At 48.1% G+C, this 19,549-nt stretch carries 27 protein-coding genes; 9 read left to right on the plus strand and 18 right to left on the minus strand.

Going from position 1 to position 19,549, the window contains the following annotated elements; translation table 11 throughout:
- Positions 1 to 11: 11 nt before the first annotated feature.
- A complete protein-coding gene (locus tag KNQ18_RS07120) occupies positions 12 to 1,211 on the minus strand; it encodes an MFS transporter (protein ID WP_215084278.1) in 1,200 nt (399 codons plus the stop codon).
- A 175-nt stretch (positions 1,212 to 1,386) separates the two neighbouring features.
- Here KNQ18_RS07120 and KNQ18_RS07125 point away from each other — a divergent pair, with 175 nt between their 5' ends.
- Complete coding sequence (locus KNQ18_RS07125) at positions 1,387 to 1,704, plus strand: hypothetical protein (protein WP_064300912.1); 318 nt, start codon at positions 1,387 to 1,389, stop codon at positions 1,702 to 1,704.
- A 47-nt stretch (positions 1,705 to 1,751) separates the two neighbouring features.
- On the opposite strand, the gene KNQ18_RS07130 is transcribed toward KNQ18_RS07125, so the two are convergent.
- Together KNQ18_RS07130 and KNQ18_RS17415 are read right to left on the minus strand one after the other, a co-directional pair.
- A complete protein-coding gene (locus KNQ18_RS07130; protein ID WP_214769957.1) occupies positions 1,752 to 2,687 on the minus strand; it encodes a cation diffusion facilitator family transporter in 936 nt (311 codons plus the stop codon).
- 172 nt (positions 2,688 to 2,859) lie between these two features.
- Positions 2,860 to 3,765 carry a methyl-accepting chemotaxis protein gene (locus KNQ18_RS17415; protein ID WP_214723091.1) on the minus strand — a complete coding sequence of 302 codons (906 nt, stop codon included), beginning with the start codon at positions 3,763 to 3,765 and terminating at the stop codon, positions 2,860 to 2,862.
- Positions 3,766 to 4,029: 264 nt separating this feature from the next.
- On the opposite strand from KNQ18_RS17415, the gene KNQ18_RS07140 reads away from it, so the two are divergent.
- The gene (locus KNQ18_RS07140) at positions 4,030 to 4,446 is read left to right on the plus strand and encodes a hypothetical protein (RefSeq protein WP_214723089.1); all 417 of its coding nucleotides are present in this window, start codon (positions 4,030 to 4,032) and stop codon (positions 4,444 to 4,446) included.
- A 203-nt stretch (positions 4,447 to 4,649) separates the two neighbouring features.
- Here KNQ18_RS07140 and KNQ18_RS07145 read toward each other — a convergent pair whose 3' ends face one another.
- Positions 4,650 to 4,844, minus strand: coding sequence for a hypothetical protein (locus KNQ18_RS07145; RefSeq protein WP_064300907.1), 195 nt, complete (start codon positions 4,842 to 4,844; stop codon positions 4,650 to 4,652).
- A 363-nt stretch (positions 4,845 to 5,207) separates the two neighbouring features.
- On the opposite strand from KNQ18_RS07145, the gene KNQ18_RS07150 reads away from it, so the two are divergent.
- Complete coding sequence (locus tag KNQ18_RS07150) at positions 5,208 to 5,534, plus strand: DUF3139 domain-containing protein (protein WP_214723087.1); 327 nt, start codon at positions 5,208 to 5,210, stop codon at positions 5,532 to 5,534.
- 68 nt (positions 5,535 to 5,602) lie between these two features.
- Here the strand turns inward: KNQ18_RS07150 and KNQ18_RS07155 are convergent, their stop codons facing one another.
- From KNQ18_RS07155 to KNQ18_RS07165, 3 genes are all read right to left on the minus strand, one after another.
- Entirely contained in the window at positions 5,603 to 5,851 is a 249-nt protein-coding gene (locus KNQ18_RS07155; protein WP_149427300.1) for a hypothetical protein, read from the minus strand.
- A gap of 34 nt (positions 5,852 to 5,885) precedes the next feature.
- Complete coding sequence (locus KNQ18_RS07160; RefSeq protein ID WP_156323164.1) at positions 5,886 to 6,062, minus strand: hypothetical protein; 177 nt, start codon at positions 6,060 to 6,062, stop codon at positions 5,886 to 5,888.
- Positions 6,063 to 6,621: 559 nt separating this feature from the next.
- Complete coding sequence (locus KNQ18_RS07165) at positions 6,622 to 7,371, minus strand: SDR family NAD(P)-dependent oxidoreductase (protein WP_055967881.1); 750 nt, start codon at positions 7,369 to 7,371, stop codon at positions 6,622 to 6,624.
- Positions 7,372 to 7,453: 82 nt separating this feature from the next.
- On the opposite strand from KNQ18_RS07165, the gene KNQ18_RS07170 reads away from it, so the two are divergent.
- Complete coding sequence (locus KNQ18_RS07170) at positions 7,454 to 7,861, plus strand: MerR family transcriptional regulator (RefSeq protein ID WP_035397549.1); 408 nt, start codon at positions 7,454 to 7,456, stop codon at positions 7,859 to 7,861.
- Here the strand turns inward: KNQ18_RS07170 and KNQ18_RS07175 are convergent.
- On the minus strand, positions 7,831 to 8,904 hold the full coding sequence (locus KNQ18_RS07175) for a threonine aldolase family protein (protein WP_215084280.1): 1,074 nt from the start codon (positions 8,902 to 8,904) through the stop codon (positions 7,831 to 7,833). The genes KNQ18_RS07170 and KNQ18_RS07175 overlap by 31 nt on opposite strands.
- A 124-nt stretch (positions 8,905 to 9,028) precedes the next feature.
- Between KNQ18_RS07175 and KNQ18_RS07180 the strand changes: the two genes are divergently transcribed.
- Complete coding sequence (locus tag KNQ18_RS07180) at positions 9,029 to 9,706, plus strand: hypothetical protein (RefSeq protein ID WP_215084282.1); 678 nt, start codon at positions 9,029 to 9,031, stop codon at positions 9,704 to 9,706.
- 200 nt (positions 9,707 to 9,906) lie between these two features.
- On the plus strand, positions 9,907 to 10,200 hold the full coding sequence (locus tag KNQ18_RS07185) for a hypothetical protein (RefSeq protein ID WP_029341604.1): 294 nt from the start codon (positions 9,907 to 9,909) through the stop codon (positions 10,198 to 10,200).
- Between the two features lie 53 nt (positions 10,201 to 10,253).
- Here KNQ18_RS07185 and KNQ18_RS07190 read toward each other — a convergent pair whose 3' ends face one another.
- From KNQ18_RS07190 to KNQ18_RS07210, 5 genes are all read right to left on the minus strand, one after another.
- The gene (locus tag KNQ18_RS07190; protein WP_215084284.1) at positions 10,254 to 10,790 is read right to left on the minus strand and encodes an Imm64 family immunity protein; all 537 of its coding nucleotides are present in this window, start codon (positions 10,788 to 10,790) and stop codon (positions 10,254 to 10,256) included.
- A 24-nt stretch (positions 10,791 to 10,814) separates the two neighbouring features.
- Positions 10,815 to 11,951 (minus strand): GGDEF domain-containing protein, encoded by a 1,137-nt coding sequence (locus KNQ18_RS07195; RefSeq protein WP_215084286.1) that lies wholly within the window; start codon positions 11,949 to 11,951, stop codon positions 10,815 to 10,817.
- Between the two features lie 134 nt (positions 11,952 to 12,085).
- Positions 12,086 to 12,358 (minus strand): phage holin, encoded by a 273-nt coding sequence (locus tag KNQ18_RS07200; protein WP_149427295.1) that lies wholly within the window; start codon positions 12,356 to 12,358, stop codon positions 12,086 to 12,088.
- The gene (locus KNQ18_RS07205; protein WP_149427294.1) at positions 12,328 to 12,963 is read right to left on the minus strand and encodes a M15 family metallopeptidase; all 636 of its coding nucleotides are present in this window, start codon (positions 12,961 to 12,963) and stop codon (positions 12,328 to 12,330) included. The genes KNQ18_RS07200 and KNQ18_RS07205 overlap by 31 nt, the downstream gene beginning before the upstream one ends.
- A complete protein-coding gene (locus KNQ18_RS07210; RefSeq protein ID WP_149427293.1) occupies positions 12,963 to 13,718 on the minus strand; it encodes a helix-turn-helix domain-containing protein in 756 nt (251 codons plus the stop codon). Before KNQ18_RS07210 ends, KNQ18_RS07205 begins: the two co-directional genes overlap by 1 nt.
- A gap of 90 nt (positions 13,719 to 13,808) precedes the next feature.
- Here KNQ18_RS07210 and KNQ18_RS07215 point away from each other — a divergent pair, with 90 nt between their 5' ends.
- Positions 13,809 to 14,306, plus strand: a complete 498-nt coding sequence (locus KNQ18_RS07215; RefSeq protein ID WP_167507561.1) for a DinB family protein — start codon at positions 13,809 to 13,811, stop codon at positions 14,304 to 14,306.
- 36 nt (positions 14,307 to 14,342) lie between these two features.
- Here the strand turns inward: KNQ18_RS07215 and KNQ18_RS07220 are convergent, their stop codons facing one another.
- Entirely contained in the window at positions 14,343 to 14,828 is a 486-nt protein-coding gene (locus KNQ18_RS07220) for an NUDIX hydrolase (protein WP_214723071.1), read from the minus strand.
- Entirely contained in the window at positions 14,825 to 15,358 is a 534-nt protein-coding gene (locus tag KNQ18_RS07225) for a DUF402 domain-containing protein (protein WP_050677833.1), read from the minus strand. Before KNQ18_RS07225 ends, KNQ18_RS07220 begins: the two co-directional genes overlap by 4 nt.
- A gap of 155 nt (positions 15,359 to 15,513) precedes the next feature.
- On the opposite strand from KNQ18_RS07225, the gene KNQ18_RS07230 reads away from it, so the two are divergent.
- Both KNQ18_RS07230 and KNQ18_RS07235 read left to right on the plus strand, forming a co-directional pair.
- The gene (locus KNQ18_RS07230; protein WP_215084288.1) at positions 15,514 to 16,623 is read left to right on the plus strand and encodes a GGDEF domain-containing protein; all 1,110 of its coding nucleotides are present in this window, start codon (positions 15,514 to 15,516) and stop codon (positions 16,621 to 16,623) included.
- Between the two features lie 82 nt (positions 16,624 to 16,705).
- Positions 16,706 to 16,954, plus strand: a complete 249-nt coding sequence (locus KNQ18_RS07235; RefSeq protein WP_149427289.1) for a hypothetical protein — start codon at positions 16,706 to 16,708, stop codon at positions 16,952 to 16,954.
- A 46-nt stretch (positions 16,955 to 17,000) separates the two neighbouring features.
- On the opposite strand, the gene KNQ18_RS07240 is transcribed toward KNQ18_RS07235, so the two are convergent.
- The 3 genes from KNQ18_RS07240 to KNQ18_RS07250 are packed head-to-tail and all read right to left on the minus strand — an operon-like array spanning position 17,001 to position 19,516.
- Positions 17,001 to 17,687, minus strand: coding sequence for a polysaccharide deacetylase family protein (locus tag KNQ18_RS07240; RefSeq protein ID WP_149427288.1), 687 nt, complete (start codon positions 17,685 to 17,687; stop codon positions 17,001 to 17,003).
- Between the two features lie 17 nt (positions 17,688 to 17,704).
- Complete coding sequence (locus KNQ18_RS07245; protein ID WP_215084290.1) at positions 17,705 to 18,832, minus strand: MGDG synthase family glycosyltransferase; 1,128 nt, start codon at positions 18,830 to 18,832, stop codon at positions 17,705 to 17,707.
- A 54-nt stretch (positions 18,833 to 18,886) separates the two neighbouring features.
- Positions 18,887 to 19,516 (minus strand): DedA family protein, encoded by a 630-nt coding sequence (locus KNQ18_RS07250; RefSeq protein WP_149427287.1) that lies wholly within the window; start codon positions 19,514 to 19,516, stop codon positions 18,887 to 18,889.
- Between the last annotated feature and the right edge of the window lie 33 nt (positions 19,517 to 19,549).

The following is a 19,549-nucleotide window of genomic DNA, read 5'->3' on the forward strand; positions in this document are numbered from 1 at the left end:
AGGCGGATATTTCATCCGACCTTGTCCTGTCGTACCTCAGCAAAGGAAACGGTACGATGAAGAAGTAACCAGACACTGGTCATCACAAGACCACTCAAGGCAAAGAACAGGAAGACGAACGAGATGCTAAAGAACGACGTCAAGTACGACGACAGACCGTAACAGAGCGCGGAACATGCCGTTGATGCAGCGACCATCGCCGTCCGGACCCGGCCGAGCAAATGCGCAGGCGTCGAGCGCTGTAACAAGGTCGCAAACGGAATTCCGAACAACGTCAGCGCCATCCCGAGTAAGACGAACCCACCAACTGCCACTGGAACGAACGAGACATAGGCGACGATCGCAATCGCGAGTCCTTGCAAGACGACGGCAAAACGAAACAGCTTATCCTGTCGTACGGAGGCGATCCATTTCCCGTAAAGGAGCGACATCGCGATTCCCCCGATCACCGTCGCCAGTTCGAGTGCAGAAAACGTCTGAGCATTTCCCGATAAGACATTCTTGGCATATGGCGCAAGTAAGGTATTCATCGGTGTGATCATCCAGTTTGCGAGAATCGCACAACCAAGGATCCATTTAAGGCGACCGTCACGGACGACGTGATGAATCCCTTCGAGCAACGCTTCGCGGTACGAACCTTGACGCGCTCCTTCTGCGACTTGCCCTGTCATATGTCGAACGAGTAACCAGGCGACGAGATGTAGACCAAGATCGAGCCATAAGATACTCGCAATCGAGAAATGGGCGACCATCATCCCACCAAGCAAAAATCCGCTTAGCGTACCGATCCGCTCAATCGTTGCAAGATAAGCATTCGCTTGCGGCAATTGGTCATCTTCGACTAGATCAACGACCCACGTGAAGACAGCATTGCCACCAATGATTTGCAGAATCGTCTGCACGACGAGTAAGCCGAGTAACCACGGTAGGACGACGTTTGTCAGACCGATTCCCGCTAACGCGATCCCAAGCGCAAGCAAGCGAATGAGTACTGATGTTTGATACAACGATGCACTGACGAATCGGTCGATCCATGGTCCGACGAACGTTGAGACAAGAAAACGAATTAAAAAGACACCAGTCGCAATCAGGGCAACGCCAGAAGCACTGATCTCTTCCGCACTCACCCAGTAGATTGCGATATAGACAAAACTCGTCCCGACGGTCGATAACAAATCCGAGACATACATAAAACGAAACGCACGTGACATGATGCTTTATTCCTTTCCTAAAACGACTTCTTGTCTATCTTACAATTTTTCTCAATTGCTGCCCATTCTTTTTTCGTCATCACATCGTCATCGTCTGTTAAGGCATTCTTACCCGTCTGTAACAGAGCCGACATGTTCATTCGCTATACTAAAACGCATAGGGAGGTGAAGATCCATGAAAACGCAAACGCGTTATGACTATGAAACCGAACAGGAACAGGTCGACGTCCCATCCGAGGCACGTCTAGGCTACTACTTTCTCTTAATCGTCCTGCCGCTTGGTCTCGCGCATCTTGTCCAGTCGCTTGCTCCTTCGCCGGATCAACACCACTCGTCCGTATTGACGGGTTTGACGTTCTTATCCATCGTCTTATTCATGTACTTAGGTAACCGAGCTGCTGGAAATGCCAAAACGACCTTTTTCGGATACTCGATGTTCTTGAGTATCAGTCTGTTCGCGACGCTGTTTCTACCAACGGTGCCGATCATTTGAGCATAAGCAAACGAGCACCCGTCCGACTTGGACGCGTGCTCGTTTTTTTAATGCGTATGCGATTCGTGTTTGCCGTCACAATACAACGTATTGCCATGTGCGTGCTGATCCGTCTCGACCTGGATCGTCGCGTGATTAATCCCGACGTGTTTCAAATCGTGATCAATCTGTTCGCGAATCGACTCTGACTCCCGGACAGTCATGTCCTCCTTGACGACGACGTGACACGATAATGCGTTATACCCACTCGTGATCGACCAGATGTGTAGATCATGTAGTCCGAGGACAGCTTCGTTCGTCTGAATCGTCGAAACGACCTCATCGATATCAACGTCGCTCGGCGTTCCTTCCATCAAGACGTGAACGGATGCCTTCGTCACGTAATAGCCACTCCGTAAGACGAGGATCGCCACGATGACACTCGCCAAGGGATCCGCCCATCCCCAACCGAAGAACATGATCAGAAGAGCAGCTGCAATCGCACCAACGGATCCGAGCATGTCACTTAAGACGTGCAGATAGGCACCACGCATGTTGAGGTTGTGCTCATGCCCTCCGCCGCGTGTCATGATCCCGGCAACGAGAATGTTGACGAGCAACCCGAGGACACTGATGATCAGCATCCCGGTCGTTGCGACAGCGGGTGGATCGATGAAGCGTTGGATGGCTTCAATGAAAATATAGAGGGCGATGACGATCAGCGTCACACCATTTATGATGGCGGCTAAGATTTCAAAGCGTTTTGAACCGAATGTCTTATTCGCATCCGGTGCTTGACTCGAAAACTGGAAGGCTAACAAAGCAATCGCAAGTGAAATCGAATCACTTAACATGTGCCCAGCGTCAGATAACAACGCGAGACTGTTCGTCCAAATCCCGCCGATGACCTCGACGACCATGAACGCGGTGATGATCAGGAACGACAGGCCCAGTACCTTTTTATTGTCGGTATGATGATGGTGGTGATGATGATCATGTGCCATGACGTTGCCTCCTTTTACCTTACATTCAAACGTCTATTTGAATTATAACGTGCCTCCGTTCTGTGGTCAACGGGCTCATCTGTTATATCCCACGCCTTTACTCTTCCAAAACGACTCATCTGACTAAACAAAAAAACGATGACCCACTGCCATCGCTTTTTCCATATCCTTTTCAAATAAACGACCTGAAATCCTCTGTTTGTTGCTCGAGTTGTCGTGCGACCTCTTCGATTGCGGTAAAGCGTTGCATCGTTTCTTTTACCGTCGCAAGGCTCGACGCGACTTCGAGATGGGACGCTTCAATCTTTTTCATCATCGCCATGATTTGACAATTCATCGTTTCCGTATTCGTGCGCACTTCGATAACTGCACTGCCGACTAGGTCCGATAAGTTTTTGACTTCACTTGCAACGACCGTAAAGCCTTTACCGTGTTCTCCAGCCCGTGCCGCTTCGATTGCCGCGTTCAGTGACAACAGGTTCGTCCGAGCAGCAATCTCCTTGATCGTATCAGCAATCTTCGTGATCTCGATAGCTTGGTCATACAGCGTTTCGAACGTCTGTTGGTTTTCTGCCGTTTCACTCGAGATCGTGTTCATCGTCTCTTGAAGCTGGGTGCCCTCTTTCGATCCTTGAATCGACTGCAGATTCAGTCCTTCAGCAAGCGTCTGGAAGCTTTTCGCGTATCCTTGTACCCGGTCAATCCGGTCCGTGATGTTACTGGCGATTTTGACGACACCGACGACTTCTTCTCCCTCAAAGATCGGCATGTAGGTTGCTTCAAGCCACAAGATGTCGCCCCGGGCATCGACTCGTTTGATTTTATCCGCTGTACTGAATCCCGAAAACAGGCGTGTCCAAAAATCTTGATACTCACGGCTGTTCGCGAATTCTGGTGTGCAAAACGTATGGTGCTGTAAGCCAATCATCTCGTCTCGTTTATATTTCATCGTTTTCGCAAACAAGTCATTGACGTCGACGACACGTCGTTGGCGATCAAAATAGATCATCGCGACGTTTGCTTCAAGGCTCGACAAAATCGCTGGTGAGCGTAGCGGTCTCGGTAAGGTTTCATTCATGGTGTCATTAACTCCTTCTATGTATCGTTCATGTACTAAGACAGTTTTTCAAAAGAACAATCTGTACCTATCTATCGTCATCGATTGACCTTTTTTATAGCTGAATCGGCGATTATTCAAGTTGTTTTTCACGAAAACGAAATCACTTCGATAAAAATATTGTGACAGTTACAATCGATACACCATGGCATTGTCAAAAAGCGTAGTAGATGCTACATTTATTAATGTAGTAAATACTACATTTTTTTAAAGGAGGAAATAAAAATGACGCATAACAAGCCCCCTCTATTTTCGAAAGGACAAGCTATCGTCTTGGTCGTACTTGGTGTAGCGTTCTGGTTCGTCGGTGCCCTGTCAGTCAGATTCGGATCTGGAATCGGTATGTTCGAAAACGCTGGAAACGTGATTGCCTTCCTGATCGGTTTACCAGTCTCGTGGATTTCCGTCATCATCATAAAAAAAGTCGCTCGTTTAAATGCTGAACAGATGGTGCCGGGTGTCAGTCTCGGACTGTTAATGGCGACGTTTTTAGACGGAATCGTTCTAACGTGGGGCACATCGCTTTATGGAACGGATCCCTTACTCGTCGGACGTGGGGCAGCATGGATCCTTTGGGGGGTCTTCGCCTTTCTTGCTGCTGCTTTCATCGAGGCGAGACGAATGGGATATAAAATGATCTAAGGCGATGAAATGTGTTCTACAGGACGACAAATAACACAAATAGACCATTGGACTCGTCACTCGTCCAACGGTCTATTTGTGTAAAAGCAGGTGAATTCCAGTGCGTCGGTGAAAAAGATAATAATCGGAATCGTATCGTGATTATCTCGACGATTTAGTTCGGTGGGGTCATATTTAAACAGAACGATTGACTTCAAATGAAATCAATCGTTCTTCGTCTCTGCTTCAGCCTTTTCGATTTGGGCTGATTTGAAGTTGAGATATATGGTATACCCTACTGTTACTATTAAAAAAATGATGCCATACCCGAGTTCCCAATCGAATCCAAAATACAAGATTGACGATGTGATGACGACAATGAGAACTAACCGAATGCTCGATAAATGATACTTACTCATGATTCCCCTCCTTTTCTACCGCCACCGAAGTAGATGTATGTCACGAAAAGAATCAACGTCCACGTAAAAACCGCGAATATGATTTTAAATAGGCCGTCAGACAGTATTTTTGAGATATATAACATGGTCATTAGGATTGAAAACGTTAAATGGTTATTTCTCATTTGTGTAGAGAGCTTATCCCAATTGAGCAGTACAAGTAGTACCGCGACGGGTGCGAGGAGTGCCGTTAGGAAGAAGAACGGAACGTTCCTCATATAGTACGGTATCTCGTCCTTGTTTTTTCCCATCACATATCTCTCCTCATCTTCAATATAGAATACCTAGCTTCTCTATTCATTTCATCGGAACGGATGTGATTGTATGAAAAAAGAAGTACGTCCACTCATCTATACACTTATCGTTCTCGTCATCTTGATAGCTGCCTATCCGACTTACCTCTTCGTTTCTAAAACGATGACTGAAATCAAGATTGAACGAATGTTAGTTGAATCAGAATACGACCAAGATATTTCAAAAAAAGAAACGGTCTTTGAGTCGAAGACCGGAAGATACGTGCTGGAAATCAAATACACGAATGAACCAGACTATACATACAACTATGAAATCGTCGAAGATCATGTACTGACGACTGTATACGACCAGCATCATGTTGAAGTGACTGGCTCCGTTCAACATGAATTAAAGTAGACATCGTACTTTAAATAACAATCGAGCCCATTCAGCGATCGCACGAATGGACTCGATTTATGTACCTCTTAACATTCTTCTTTCATGTTCAGTGATTCTGCCGAGCGAATCGTAATTTGTTTTGTAGCATCATCGATGGATATGACACAATCCCATGTCGGCTTTAACTGAAGGACATCATTTCGATCCAACCACAAGACCGCAGTCAGTTCGATGAAGTCCCCCATCACTACCATTTTTCTCGCCTTCTCATCAATGACAGCATACAGTTCATCATCTAAGTTGATTTTCCAGTCAAAAAATTCACTGACGCTCATTCTCTCTCTCCCAATTCTTCATACGTTCTCTAGATCATTCCGGAGTAGAAAACGTAATCTTCCATTTTTTCCGCGCAATCAATACTACGATCAGTGAAGCCAACAAAGATATTTTCAGCGTCGTATCACTGATGAGGTGTAGCCCGTAATGAAGTGAAAAGAGCATCACGAGTAAGAGAACGACGAGTCCTAAGAACATCATGTTTTTCATTCGATCACCTCTTTTACAATGGTCATCTGACGTTACATCCAATGTTCTGACATGTTTCGTCCAACTTGAATCCCCTTGTTTTAAAATCCGCGATATGTTTAAACTAATACAAGAACACAAAAAAAGGAAGTCGTTCATGATAAAAAAATCCATAAAATACTTTTTATTGTCATTTATGTTGATTGTTATCATCTTGAATCTCTTGAATGGTCGAGTGATCGAAAATGAGCGATTAACGTTAGCCGTGAACATCGCTATCATGCTGATGGCATTATTTTTTATAAGCTTGAGGTTTTCAAAGCGAAAACGTAAATAGAATGCTTATAGCTCTAAAAAGTATGTAAAGGTGGTTAACTCGTGGGACAATTCATGATTTTCGGCGCCTTGATGAATCTTTTGATTATTGGTGCAGTCGTCTATGTCGTTTGGAAATTAGCAAAAAAACTCTTTAAAAAATAAATGATGGATGTCCCTTTTTGATTCATTGCTGAAATTCGTATCAATCATGCTTACATAAGCAAGGTCCCTTTCTCATTCGAAAAAGGGACCTTGTTCCATTTTATCCTGCGTAGTTGAACAATGGACCACGCAATTCGAACTCATACGTCTCACCGTCGACGATGCCGACTATCGCGTCGCTTTCAATCAACTGATGCAGGAAGCCTGCCATTTCAGCCGCCGTATGGTACTTTTTGACGTTCTTGCTGTAGTCGAAACCTGCTTCGCCGCGCGAACGATCCGCAAACTCTGTCTCAGTCGCAGCTGGTGCCAGTACTTTCGCCCGGAGTTTTGCCCCACCTTTTTGCAGTTCTTGCGCGAGCCCTTCTGTATAAGCACTGACATAGAACTTCGTCGCGCAATACGTGACCGCGTTCGGCACGATCCGGTAGCCACCTGCTGACGAGATATTGACGAGCGTCGTTCCGTCAACGTCATGATGATCGCGGACGAACAGACTCGATAGAATCGTTAGCGCCTCGATGTTCAAGCGAAGCATTTTCTCGATTTTCCCAAGCTCAATGTCCTGGACGAGATCAAAATCGCCGAATCCAGCATTGTTGATCCACGTTTCGATGTCGAGTTCCTTTAGTCCCTCATATAAATCATGGACATTTTGGTTATCTGCGAGATCGACCGACTTGAGGATGACATCACTATCTGGTGAGATTTGTTTGACTTCATCCCGAAGTTTTTCGAGCTCAGACGTCCGTCGCGCGACGAGAACGAGTGATTTCCCTTTTCCTGCGAGTAGTTTTGCCGTCTCATATCCAATTCCTGAACTTGCTCCTGTAATGACCGTGTACTTCATGTAGCATATCCCCTTTTTGATTTGGTATAGTGAGAGTCTAATCCTTAGAGTGAACTCTAAGTCAAGCAGAAAGGTGAGATGTATGTATACGATTTCTGAAATCAGTCGATTGACCGATACGAGTGCCCATACGATCCGCTATTACGAAAAAGAAGGGCTACTGTTTCCGAAGCGCCAGAACGGTCAACGTCGATACGACGACCAAGATGTGACGTGGCTTCGGTTCGTCCTTCGCTTGCGCGAAACGCATATGCCGATCGAGCAAATCCGTTCTTACGTGACGCTGTTTCTTGCTCACGGCGAGCAGGATACGACGCAAGAACGGCTCGCATTGCTTGAAGCCCACCATGCGAACGTCTTAGCACAACTAGCAGCATTACAAGAAACGGAGCGAATGATTGCAGAAAAAGTCGACACCTATCGTCGCCTCCATCCTACAATTCCCGCTCCTGATGTTGTTCAATCCTCTGAGAACGCCTCCGTCAATTGACGGTAGACCGTTTCACGCTCAATAGGCGTTAACGCGAGAAAACTGTCGCCGATGTTGATTTCCGTCGCACAGCCGCTATCTTTCTCAACGAGATAACCAGCGATACCAACTTTTCCGTGCGATTGGATTTCAATCAATTTTTCCTCGACGACTGCTTTTTCTGCCTTGAAGTAGAGATGAAACATGTTCGAGACTGGCTCTTTGGGACGAGTCGAGATGCCCGAAATCGCATTCAAACTGCTCGCAAGCTCCTTTGCGGCTGCATGGTACTCTGCCATGCGGTCTTTTCGTTGTTCATAATAAAAATCGGCAGACAGAATATACGGATATAGACTGATCAAGTCACCGCCGTAGCGACGTTTCCAGATTCGTGCCTCTTGGCAAAACGGTTCTGGTCCAGCTAAGATTGCTCCTGCGACGCCGCCGAGTCCCTTATAAAAAGAGATGTAAACACTGTCAAACAGTTGCGCGATGTCCTTTGCTTCTGCCTCATAATACGGTAAGACCTCAAGTAAACGGGCACCGTCCAAGTGAAGACGGATTCCTCGTTCACGGGCATACGCACAGATCACTTCGAGTTCTTCACGCGACGAAAGCAATCCGCCGAGTTCGCGTTGCGGCAGTTCGAGTAACAGACAACTGACGTCCTGCAAAGCTTTGACGTCGTCTATCGTCATCAACCGATCCGCTTCTCCGACTAGTACTGGTTCGATCCCGTGCAATTTCTTTAAGCCGTCCTGTTCATGGATTTCGAGATGACAGAGCGGGTGATACGCGACCTTACGATTGTTCTGCTCATCCGACCAGATACGTAGCGCAATCTGTTGCGCCATCGTGCCACTCGGGAAAAAGACCGCATCGTCGTGCCCGAGTAAGTCTATCATCTTGCGCTCGAACGTCTTGATTAATTCGCCGTTGCCATAAATATCACTTGGTTGATCAGCCGAGACAGTTCGGAGCGCTTCTTGTAACACGCCGACCGTCCGACTACCATGTCCATCTAAACGTTTCGTCGTTTCTTGGTAACTCGATCGTAAATCCATCTCTTTCATTCCCTTCTAAATCAATGACTATTTTTTGAAAAAATCAAAATATTCCCTCTCCACTTTTGCTATACTGTGTAGCGAAAGTCTGTTAAACGTACTCGTCAAAGGAGGTGTTCCTATCGTGCAAACGCTTCGCACTCGCCTATTGCTTCTTATTCCACTTGTCTGTCTACTACTACTCACCATGCAACAATTGGTCCCGTCGCTCTATACGTCACTGCTTGGACGAATTGATCCAGCAACGAATACATATTGCGTCGATCGTTGCGGTCCAAAGGAATCGATCATCGATACGATCGAAGAAGGAACGTCTTATGGCGAGAGCACGGTCACGATGAGCGAAGCCGATCCACCAGCTCCATGGTTCCGGACAGGGTTCGACTCTTCGGTGACGACACCTCCTTATCTTCTCATACTATGTCTCATTCTCCTGTTTTGTAGCTGGTTTTTCTGGTATTATCTCCAGTGGTTGCGTCGACCTCGTATCGATCCATCAGGGTATGTGCTTCCGCCACGATTTCCAATCTTCATTTATGAGACAAAAGACCTGCCTGCTGACTCGATTCGAAAACAACTCGCTCACTTTAATGCACAATTGCCGCTGTCCTTACAACGCCGGACCCACGAGACGGTAACAGAATGGTTTGATCGGATTGCGTTCCCATCTCCTGTTGATCCGCTCTACTTTGAAGTGCGGTATGGGAAGGTACCTGTCATCTCGACGCATCAATTGACCTTCTTCGCCCAAGCGATGGAGCAGTATCTTCGGACATGCCAAGTTCAATCATCGATCTCTTGAATCCTGCCGCCCTGCTCATTGAAGCTCGGCGGTTTTTCTTTTGCTGTCGAGTAGGATGACATCTTGAAAGAAGGTTTCAAGTGTTTTTAAAGTTTGGATTGACTATTTTTCAAAATCAGACGATTAGTTGCCAGAAAACTGGGTAATATAGACTATAGTCGAGAAAAAGTCGTTCAACCAGGAGAGTGAGGTGAGAGAAGATGATCAGTGCACAAGAAGCCTATTACATCAAGAAGGAATTGAATGAAAAATTCGAGGATCCGCGAATTTCCTGTGATTTTTCAATCTTTTCACTTGAACCGTTCCAACTTCTCTTGCACGTCCAAGAAGATGTCGATGAGCTCAGTACTGAAACACGCTATGGCTTAAGCCGCAAGATTCGGTCTCAGCTCAAACAACTCGATGCACGTGTCGGTGGTGTTCCCGTCAAAGCGGTCTATGTCATATCGGCGCCTCTCATTTCCGATCGATCGTATTGCGTCATCTTACAATGAACATAAAAATACCCCGTATGAGAAGTAAGTTCTCACGTGGGGTATTTTTGTGTTCATCGGTCTGTAAAACCATCGATTTTCCAACCGTTCTTTAAAAAAATCTGCTCCTTGGACCAGTAGATGATGGCATATTCTCGATTGATGTGTTCCCGTTCTGTTATCGGATGCTCGATTTCCGCATCAAAATCACAAAAGGCATATAAAGCATTCGATCGATCGGCAATCCTCTGCATATCCTCCATGAAAATCGTCTCCTGCTGATCGAGTGACCACGCAGTTAAATTCTCTTCTTGAAAACCGAATCGAAAACCAAAGCAGTCAGGCTCTTTTTCAATCGTCATTCGAACAGGTATTGTCGTTAAACCATGATACGCTGAGAAGACGAGCGAGGCATTCCCGTAATGATGACTCAGCAATGGACGCCAGTCTTTCGGAAGACCTTTTTCCTCGCCCCAATGTGATCCATCAATATCCGTCGCGTAACTGTATCCGAGAACTCGTATGTCTGAATGAAATGCATCCAAGACCGTTCGAGCAGCGTTTTCCATGTCTTCCGTTTTTTCAAAAACAAATCCTACCTGTATCACCATTCTTCATTCCCATCTGATTATGCATTACCCTGCCATGTCACCGATTTGGTTCCGACCATTCTCTTTCGCCCGATACAACGCTTGATCGGCTTGATCGATCACCTCTTTTTCCGTCGTCTCTGCTCCGGGTACGAGCGACGTCAAGCCAAGACTGACACTGACCCGGCAAAGTGGTTCATACCGTTCATGTACGATATTCAAATCGAGAATGTCCTGACGGATTCGTTCTGCAATGTGCCGGGTTTCTTCTGCTCCACGCGACAACAAGACCGTGAACTCCTCTCCTCCATACCGAGCGACTTGTCCATGCCGTGCTTGACGCTTCAAGACGCGGGCGACTTCCTTTAAACATTCATCCCCTTTTAAATGACCATACGTATCATTATACGATTTAAAGGCATCGACATCGATCAAAATCAGGGAGAGTGGTGTCTGCTGTTGTTTGGCTTCTTCGAGGAGATGTTCCAATCGTTCATCGAACGCCCGCCGATTCGGAATACCGGTCAAGGCGTCGTGAAGCGACCGATGAATCAAGGCTCGTTTACTGCGTTCCATCCGAAACGTCTGGATGAAGGCAATCAAGACAAGAACGGCAATGCTTGCGACAACGACGATGACCCATTTCGCAGCACTCGATGCTTGCTCGGAACGATTCGTTGCTTCGGCGATGATTCGGTTGACGTCCGTCCGTAGACGGGCATCAATCGGGCGAAACGTCTCGATGAACTGCATCCCTTGATAACGCTTTGCCTCAGCGGCTGCTTGATCCCCGTTTCGAACGAGTGCCAGTTGGGCATCATAAAATCGGATGGCTGTCTCGATCCGGGGAATCGCTTCCGTTCGGACGAGCTTTCGCATGATCGGATGATTCTCATCGAGTTGATTGAGTCGTTCGACCGTTTGATCTAGCCGATCAATCGTCCGATCATACTGCGCTAGATCCGCCTCGTTCGGTGAGAGGATGTAACTGCGAACGACCAGTTCAAGATTTAGTATCGCCGGAAACAACTCCGCTGCTTCCGTCGAGATCGGAATCGCCTCGTTTAAGATGCGTGCATTCTCTCGTTCGATTTTCAGGAAAGCTTGATAGCTCCAAACGCTTGTAAATAAAAGCGCACAGAGTGCCAAAAACAAATAGCGCTGCAACGTTGACCATTTCACAAAAAGACCGACCTTTCTTTCTCTTTCTAATTGACTAAAGTCTATCCCTTCTATCGGTGTCTTGAAATCAAACTGTTAGTCGTTTGTATGAAATAATGCCCGTTGCCGACACATTCCAAACGCTTCCAGGCTTTTTAATCGGTCAGGGATGTGTTTTCCAGCTGTTCCTGTGACTGCCTTCGTCTCAGTGCCCGTTCTGTCACGTCATTGTTCTTCCACCACGCGACGAGGAGACCAACCAGTCCGATCAGACCCGTCACGAACCGTTCGACGTCACTTGACGACACTGGCAATGCTGTAAAACCGAGCGTCGGTAAGAGTAACTCAAGAAAAACATAGAGCGGAATCAAGAGGCGGATCCACGCCTGAAGACGAATCATGGCGACACCGGAAAAAGACGACGCCATGTTTGCGGACCAACGATTCCGTCAGCGACTAGACGACATGTCTGTTGGAACGTTCGAACGGCGTGCGTCAATCGGGAATCAAAGATTCCTGTCACCACAAGACCCAAGCGTTTTTCGATTGCTCGGACGAGTTCCGGTGCTTGGATTCGTTCCCGTAGATAGTGTCCCGGTTTTGGCACATGATGGCGGGCAAGACTGACATGATCGTACAGTTCAAAATGTGGGTAGTCGGGAAAACGAGACCAATCACCTCCCCAGTCCATTCCGCGTCGTTTCATCGCTGCAACGATTCGCCGGAGTCGCGCGTCTGGCGGAGAAAGGAATAATGCCCCATCCTGATAGAGAAAGACGTCGATTGCGACACCGAAATTATGGTTTGATTGTCCACCGCGGGCTTGCGTCACGATGGGTCCTGGTGTCGTCCGTCCTTTTGCATACAATACGTTCTGTTCCGCGATGCTCCGAAAGCTTTGCGCTACACCGAGCTTGATTCCATGCGGATAAAGCTCTCGTATCACGTCACGCGCGATCCGGATGACAGACGGATGCATGCCAGGATCGGATAGTTTTTGATTGGCACGTCGGAGTAATTCTTCTAGTTGCATCAAGCTCCCTCCCTTGTCAGTGCTTGTAATAATTCTGCAATTTCGGCGTCGTCAGGTATGGTCTGTTTCTCTTTATGGTGTGCTTCATATGCTCGTTGCGCTGCTTTTTCTCGTTCCATCCAATTCGGTAATTGAAATAATGAAGTTTCTCTTCTTGAACGTTTGGTTCCTTGTTTCGGACGTACTGCCGCAGATCCGGTCGCAAGGCGTTTGACGACTTGCTCGATGTAACCAAAATGACGACTGTTCGCCCGCGCTGCCTCTTCGATCGCATACTGGATGCGCTCGATCGGATGGTCTGTTGCCAGCTGTAGCAATTCCTGCTCGATTCGTGGTGTCGCTTTACCTAGATTCGTTTCGTACTGCTGCACCAGTTCCTTTTTTAAAGTCGTTTTCTTCAAGACTTCTTCTTCGGAGTCAGCAGAAACCTCGGGGGCAGTCGTCTCGTGACTCGCCGGGGACGGTATGTCGGCACGGGGCAGGACACGGTAAGCATTCGAGGTCTGTCCCCCGTGTTTCGTGAACCGTTCGACTTTCTCGATCCGACCGCTTGCGAACAAGGACTGGATACACGACTTGACCGTCGATTTACTGCACGGAACAGCGTCGGCGATCGTTTGATAGGACGGGAATGCTTGACCATCCTGACCACTGAAGCTTTCAAGGATCAGATAGATCATCTTTTCATGGACGGACGCAAATGCCGTCCCGCTCCGTAAGAGCGTATGGGGAACCGGGAGATATGGAACTTGCATGGTGATTCCTCCTTTCTAGGAAATATGACAGGAAGAAGTCGAGGATTGTTCGAAAAGAATAGGGAGATGTTTTTTGAGAGGAGTGACAGGATGAACGAACTATTCACCTATTATCTACAGGAGCTTGATCACTATCAACCGGATTCCTTGATTCATCATCTGGATCATGACACATGGTCGATCAGTCAGATGTACGATCATCTGATCGTCGTCAGTCATGAGTATTTGGATGAGGTCGAGTCGTGCCAGTTCGCACCCATGACCACGTCCGGGAAGTCACCTTTTGGCGAGGTACTGTTTGCTGCCGGTGCGTTTCCGGCGACACCGATCCGGTTACCGGATGCGATGAACGCACCACCGGACGAGACGGCTCACGTCGACCGATTACGGACGCGTTGGCTTGAGTTGACCGATCGTCACACTGCACTTGCTTCCATCGCAGAGTCGGCACCCGCTGACCAAAAGACGCAACACGGTGGGATGGGCTGGTTGAATGCCGCCGAGTGGTATGCTCTCGTCATGTATCATCTCGCGCACCATCGCCATCAAAAACGACGGCTTGATGCCGCATTAGCGAATCTCCCATAAGAAAAAGCGCTCTCCGTTAACGAAGAGCGCTCCTGTTCATTTCAAGACGTCCCAACTCGAAAAGTGTCGTGCCTCGAGATCGAGTTGCTGTTCCTCGATCCAGCGAAACGCTTCGAGTACGAGCGGTGACGCGTTATCAATCGAGACGTCACTCGCCTTGACCCAGCGCGCACCGAGCGAGTCTTGTCCGACAAATTGTTCAGGGATACTAAGCGTTCCCCCCGTCTGTCGGACGAGATAAAAAACAGCGATGTGATGGACTTCGTCGAACTCGCGCCAATCCCACGGAAGCTTGAAGTCCGCGACGCCGATCTGCCGTTCGAGTGCCACCTCGAGCCCTGTCTCTTCCGTGAATTCCCGGCGCATCGCCGTAGCGAGCGTCTCCCCTTCTTCAAGGCTCCCCCCTGGTAAATCATAGCGATTGATATACGGTCCACCATTCTTGTCGATGACGAGTAAGGCATCATCCTTCAACAATAATCCATAGACACCGAATGCCCGGTGACAACGAATCGTCTTCATGTGTCATTCCCCCTTCTCTTCATCTGCAGGACGGTCGGGATGAATGGATCCAAAAAGCCGTCAAACGGAAACTGCTGCTGCGCGATTCGCTGTTGTAGGTTCAGTAACGATGCACGAGCTCGTTTAATCACATCAGTCGGATAGTCGTACAATTGTTGGTTCTCTAAAAATTCGTCCTCGTCGACGACCGTCCACACTCCCTCTCGATGGACGAGATCGAGATCCAGATCAATGAACGATAAGGTATTTCCTTGAAGTACCGGCGGTAAGCAAATGTTACAGTAGTACGTCACTTCTCCCGTCCGCTCTATATCGAGACCGACCGTAAAATCAGCATCAAGCGGATAGAATTCCAGACTATAATTGTCATATGTATAAACGGCTTCGCGACGATGATGTAAAAGTGTCCGTCCTGGCGTATTCGCGACGAGCAGATACGCTTCCGTCTGAACAAGAACGTCTCCGTCCCACGAGTAGTGCGGACGTCCGTCAAACTTCCGCGCTTCAATCGTTAGATGTTTCGGTTCCAACCTCATCCCTCCCTTTCCCTAAAGCTCTCTTATTTTACCAAATGATCATATCGAAGCAAGTCTTTACCTGATTTACTAAAATTTTGAGAGTCTCTCGTTGACATCCTTTATCAAACTGCTATCGTGAAGGTATCATACTCAAGGATGTGGAACCGATGTTCATTGCCGAGTTGTTATTGAATGCTTGCATCGCCTTCACCGGCTTTTATTTGATCGCCAAAATCATTTATAGTCAACGTCTCGCGTCAAGTAGCTTGAAATCCCTCATCGTCGGTCTCGCGATCGGGCTGCTCGGGGTGCTATTGATGTTTAAGGGGATCGCCGTCAACGAGTCGTTACGAATGGATTTGCGACATTTGCCACTCGTTCTGCTCGCCTTTTATGGCGTCCGCTCGCCACTGATCATCGCGACGCTAATCATCGGTTGTTCCCGGTTCTATTTCGGTTGGACACCCCAAGCAGTCGTCGCCTTTCTCGCTGTCCTTGGCATCAGCTCCGGGATGTACTTCATCCACAAACGGCTGCTCCAACGACCATTCTTGCAAAATCTCATCATGAACGTTTGGGCCTTGTTCATGATCTCGATTGCTGTCTCGATTAATCTCGGCTTTAGTGATGCCGCTCTTCGTTTGCTCGCTTCGACATGGACGATCGGACTCGCGGTCGGACTCTTATCGAGCCTGTTGACGATTGATTTTCAGTTGCTTAACGAACAGGTGCAACGCTATAAACAATCAGCGGAACTCGATCATTTGACGGGTCTGTACAATCGCCGTGTTTGGGACGAACGGACGGCGTTGCTCGAAGCAGAAGGACGTGTCTACAATGTGCTCGCACTCGACATCGACCACTTCAAGCATGTCAACGATACGTATGGGCATGCGAACGGGGATCTCGTCTTACAACAGTTCGCACGGATCTTACAGGAAGAAACGCGTCCGCACGATATCACGGCGCGCATCGGGGGAGAGGAATTCATGGTCCTCGTCTATGATTTGACGCCTTCGAAAGTTGCGAAGGTCGCCAACCGAATCCGGGAGCGGATCGCGAACACGCGCTTTCAGCTCGACGGCTTTCCCTCCATCTCGATCACAGCGTCCGTCGGCATCGCCCATGGGAAACACGTTGCTGCCCAGCGGATGAATATCCTTGCCGACGAAGCGTTATATGCCGCCAAGGAACAAGGACGGAACCGCGTCATTCTGTACGAGGTCGATGTCGAAGCAGCCATGACAACACAAGACCGCGAACCGGTCCGTTCTTAACCTTTATCATACGCATTCGATTATTTAGTAGATTGCGCTGGGTAATGCAAAAACAGATCATCCATCCATAAGGAGTGAAGCAATGAAATCCGATTTTGAGTTCATGACGACATCAGAAGCGATTCTGTTCGTCAGTTCCTTTTTCATGTGGCTGTACATCGGGCGTCATTTCGTCATGATCACGACGTTTGATGACTTATTTTTAACGCAATCGTGGTGGTTACTACTTCCGCTCATCACCTTCATCTTATTCTTACGCTCGTTCGTCGTACGACGCTTGATCCTCCATCATAGTCAAGCAGACGAGGACGACATGTCACGCAATGCTTAATCCATGCAAAAGAGGACCTACCATGAAACCGGTAAGTCCTCTTTCTTTACGCTTGATCGATTCGACGAAACTGTAAGCCACGTGCTTTCCACTCCGGCAAGAGTTCTTTCAGCGCCGCGATCGTCTGCACGGGTGCTTGTGGATCTGCACCGAACGTATCCCCGTTATCGTGGAGCAAGATGATGTCTCCTTCTGACACATGCGATAGTAGCCGTTTGATTTTCGCCTTCCCGCCCTCTAGCTTCCAGTCCTCCGCCATCTTCGACCAGAGAATCATGTTGTAAGAAGGAGGACAAAGGACATCTCCAGCATTAAGCGCACCCCACGGTGGACGATAGACCGTCGGACGTTCGCCCGTGATCCGTTCAATGATTGTAGCCGTCCGCTCGATGCCTGTCCGGACGGTCGACGGTCGCATCGACCAGTTCGGACGATGGATATAATTGTGGATACCGACTTGATGCCCTTCTTCGTGCATCCGGCGAATGAGGTCCGGATGTTCTTCTGCTTTATGACCCACGACGAAAAACGTCGCATGAATGCCTTCTTGTTGTAAGAGATCAAGAAGTTCTGCCGTATAGACAGGATCTGGACCATCATCGAACGTCAAGGCGACGGATCGTGAGTCCAGTGATTTCGTCACGCGCCATCCAAAGACGCGTGACGCCATATACGGAACGACCGTATAGGCGAGTGTCGCGAGAACTCCCGCTGTGACAAGACGTGAACGCATGTAAACTAACTCCCTTATTATCCATTTACTTTTTGACGACGATCTTGCAGGCAACCCGCAATCCGTTCAGCGAAAAATCGCTGATCGGCCATGACGCGATCATTTTGATACTGTGTGACCGCTTGTTGCCAAGCGTGCATGACGTCCGGATTCTCAAGCGTCCGACGGATGACGTCCGCGAGTGTATCCGTTTGATTAAAGGAGAACGCAAGCCCTTTCTCCATCAAATACGTGCGATTGATTTCTTCTTGCCCCGGTAGGACGTGTTGAATGAACAGCGGTATACGTTTTTCGAACGCTTCGCTAACCGTCACGCCACCCGGCTTCGTGACGATCGCATCCATCCGTTCATACAGTTGATTCATCTCATCCCTTGAATCGATATAGGCGAGTGGATGGATATGTGGATGACGTCGCGTGGCTAGTCGTTTATAGAGCGTCTGATTGTTCCCGCACAAGACATGAAAATCTGCTTCCGCACACTGTTCGATTTGCGTCAGCAACGTCTCGAGTTGACCGAGTCCACCGTTTCCGCCAGCAACAAGAATTTGTTTGCGGGACTGCGTCGAACGAATGATGTAACCACCAGAAATTGCTGGATGGACAGGGATTCCTGTTACGAACAACCGCTCTTTTGGTACAGCATGGTGCGCGTGCAATTCCCGCCTCGCCTCACGATTCGGCAACAGATGATACTCGATATGCTTCTTTCCCCAGACGCGACTGACGAATAGATCGGTATAGGCATTGATGACGGGTACATCACAAAGGTTTCGTTCCTTCAATTGATTCAAGAGATAGGACGGAAATGCATGCGTACAGATGATGACATCCGGTTGTTCCGTTCGGATGATTCGTAACATCTGCTGTTGGAAATAATGCGACGTCCATCCCCTTGAGCGCGCGTTACTTGAACGCCCGGCAATATGCCGATGGTAAAAACGACTATAACCGTTTGAGAAATGTCGGATCCAGTTCAGATAAAACTTCGATGTCACCCATTCCGCGAACGGGCTGATCGTACTGAGTAACTCTACTTCCTTGACTTCAACATCTGGTCCCTGCAATCGTTCGGCGATGGCTTCCGCGACGAGATGATGACCGGATCGCATCCTTAAAAAAGGAAAGATCACTATTTTTTGCATCGTATGTCCACTCCTTCAAACTATCCGCAAAAATCCTTTAAAAAGAAGTATCGCTTAGTCTTCTTTTCCCGCTTGGTTTTTCCCTGAAACGACGCGTTTTTCAAGCCGTTTACGCTTGAGCCATTTGACGAGTACACCGAGCAGGAACAATACGAGTAAGGCAAGTCCGAAATACGGTACGACTTCCGGCTTGATATGGAACGTCTTTCCGGCAAAGTGACCGAGTAAGACGAAAGGAACGACCCATAGCGCGGAACCAAGTGCCGACACCCAGAAATAACGACCGAACGGAATCCGCTTCATCCCCGCAAAATACGGATTGATTTGTCGCACGCCCGGAATATAAAGACCGGCGATGATCGTCCGATTGATGCGTCCCATGTAGCCGTTTGACACCCGCTCCCAGCGCTCCCTCGTCAATCCGATGAACCGACCGTATCGTAAGACGGTCGGTCCAAAGAAGCGCCCCGCGCCATATGCCGTCAACATGCCGACGTACGTTCCGGCGAATGCCGTCAAGATTGAATAAATCAAACGTTCTTCGTTCTGACCACTTAAGATACCAATCAGGACGAGTAGTGATTCTTCCGGTGCCGGGATCCCGACGATGCCAAAAAATAAAAAAATGAAAATAACGCCATATCCATAGGCATCGAGATACTGGTTGACCGTATCCATGTTCATGTTGTCACGTCCTCTACTGCTGTCTCTCTGTAC

Source organism: Exiguobacterium sp. s78, from assembly GCF_018618985.1.
In the GTDB taxonomy this organism is placed as follows: Bacteria; Bacillota; Bacilli; order Exiguobacteriales; family Exiguobacteriaceae; genus Exiguobacterium_A; species Exiguobacterium_A abrahamii.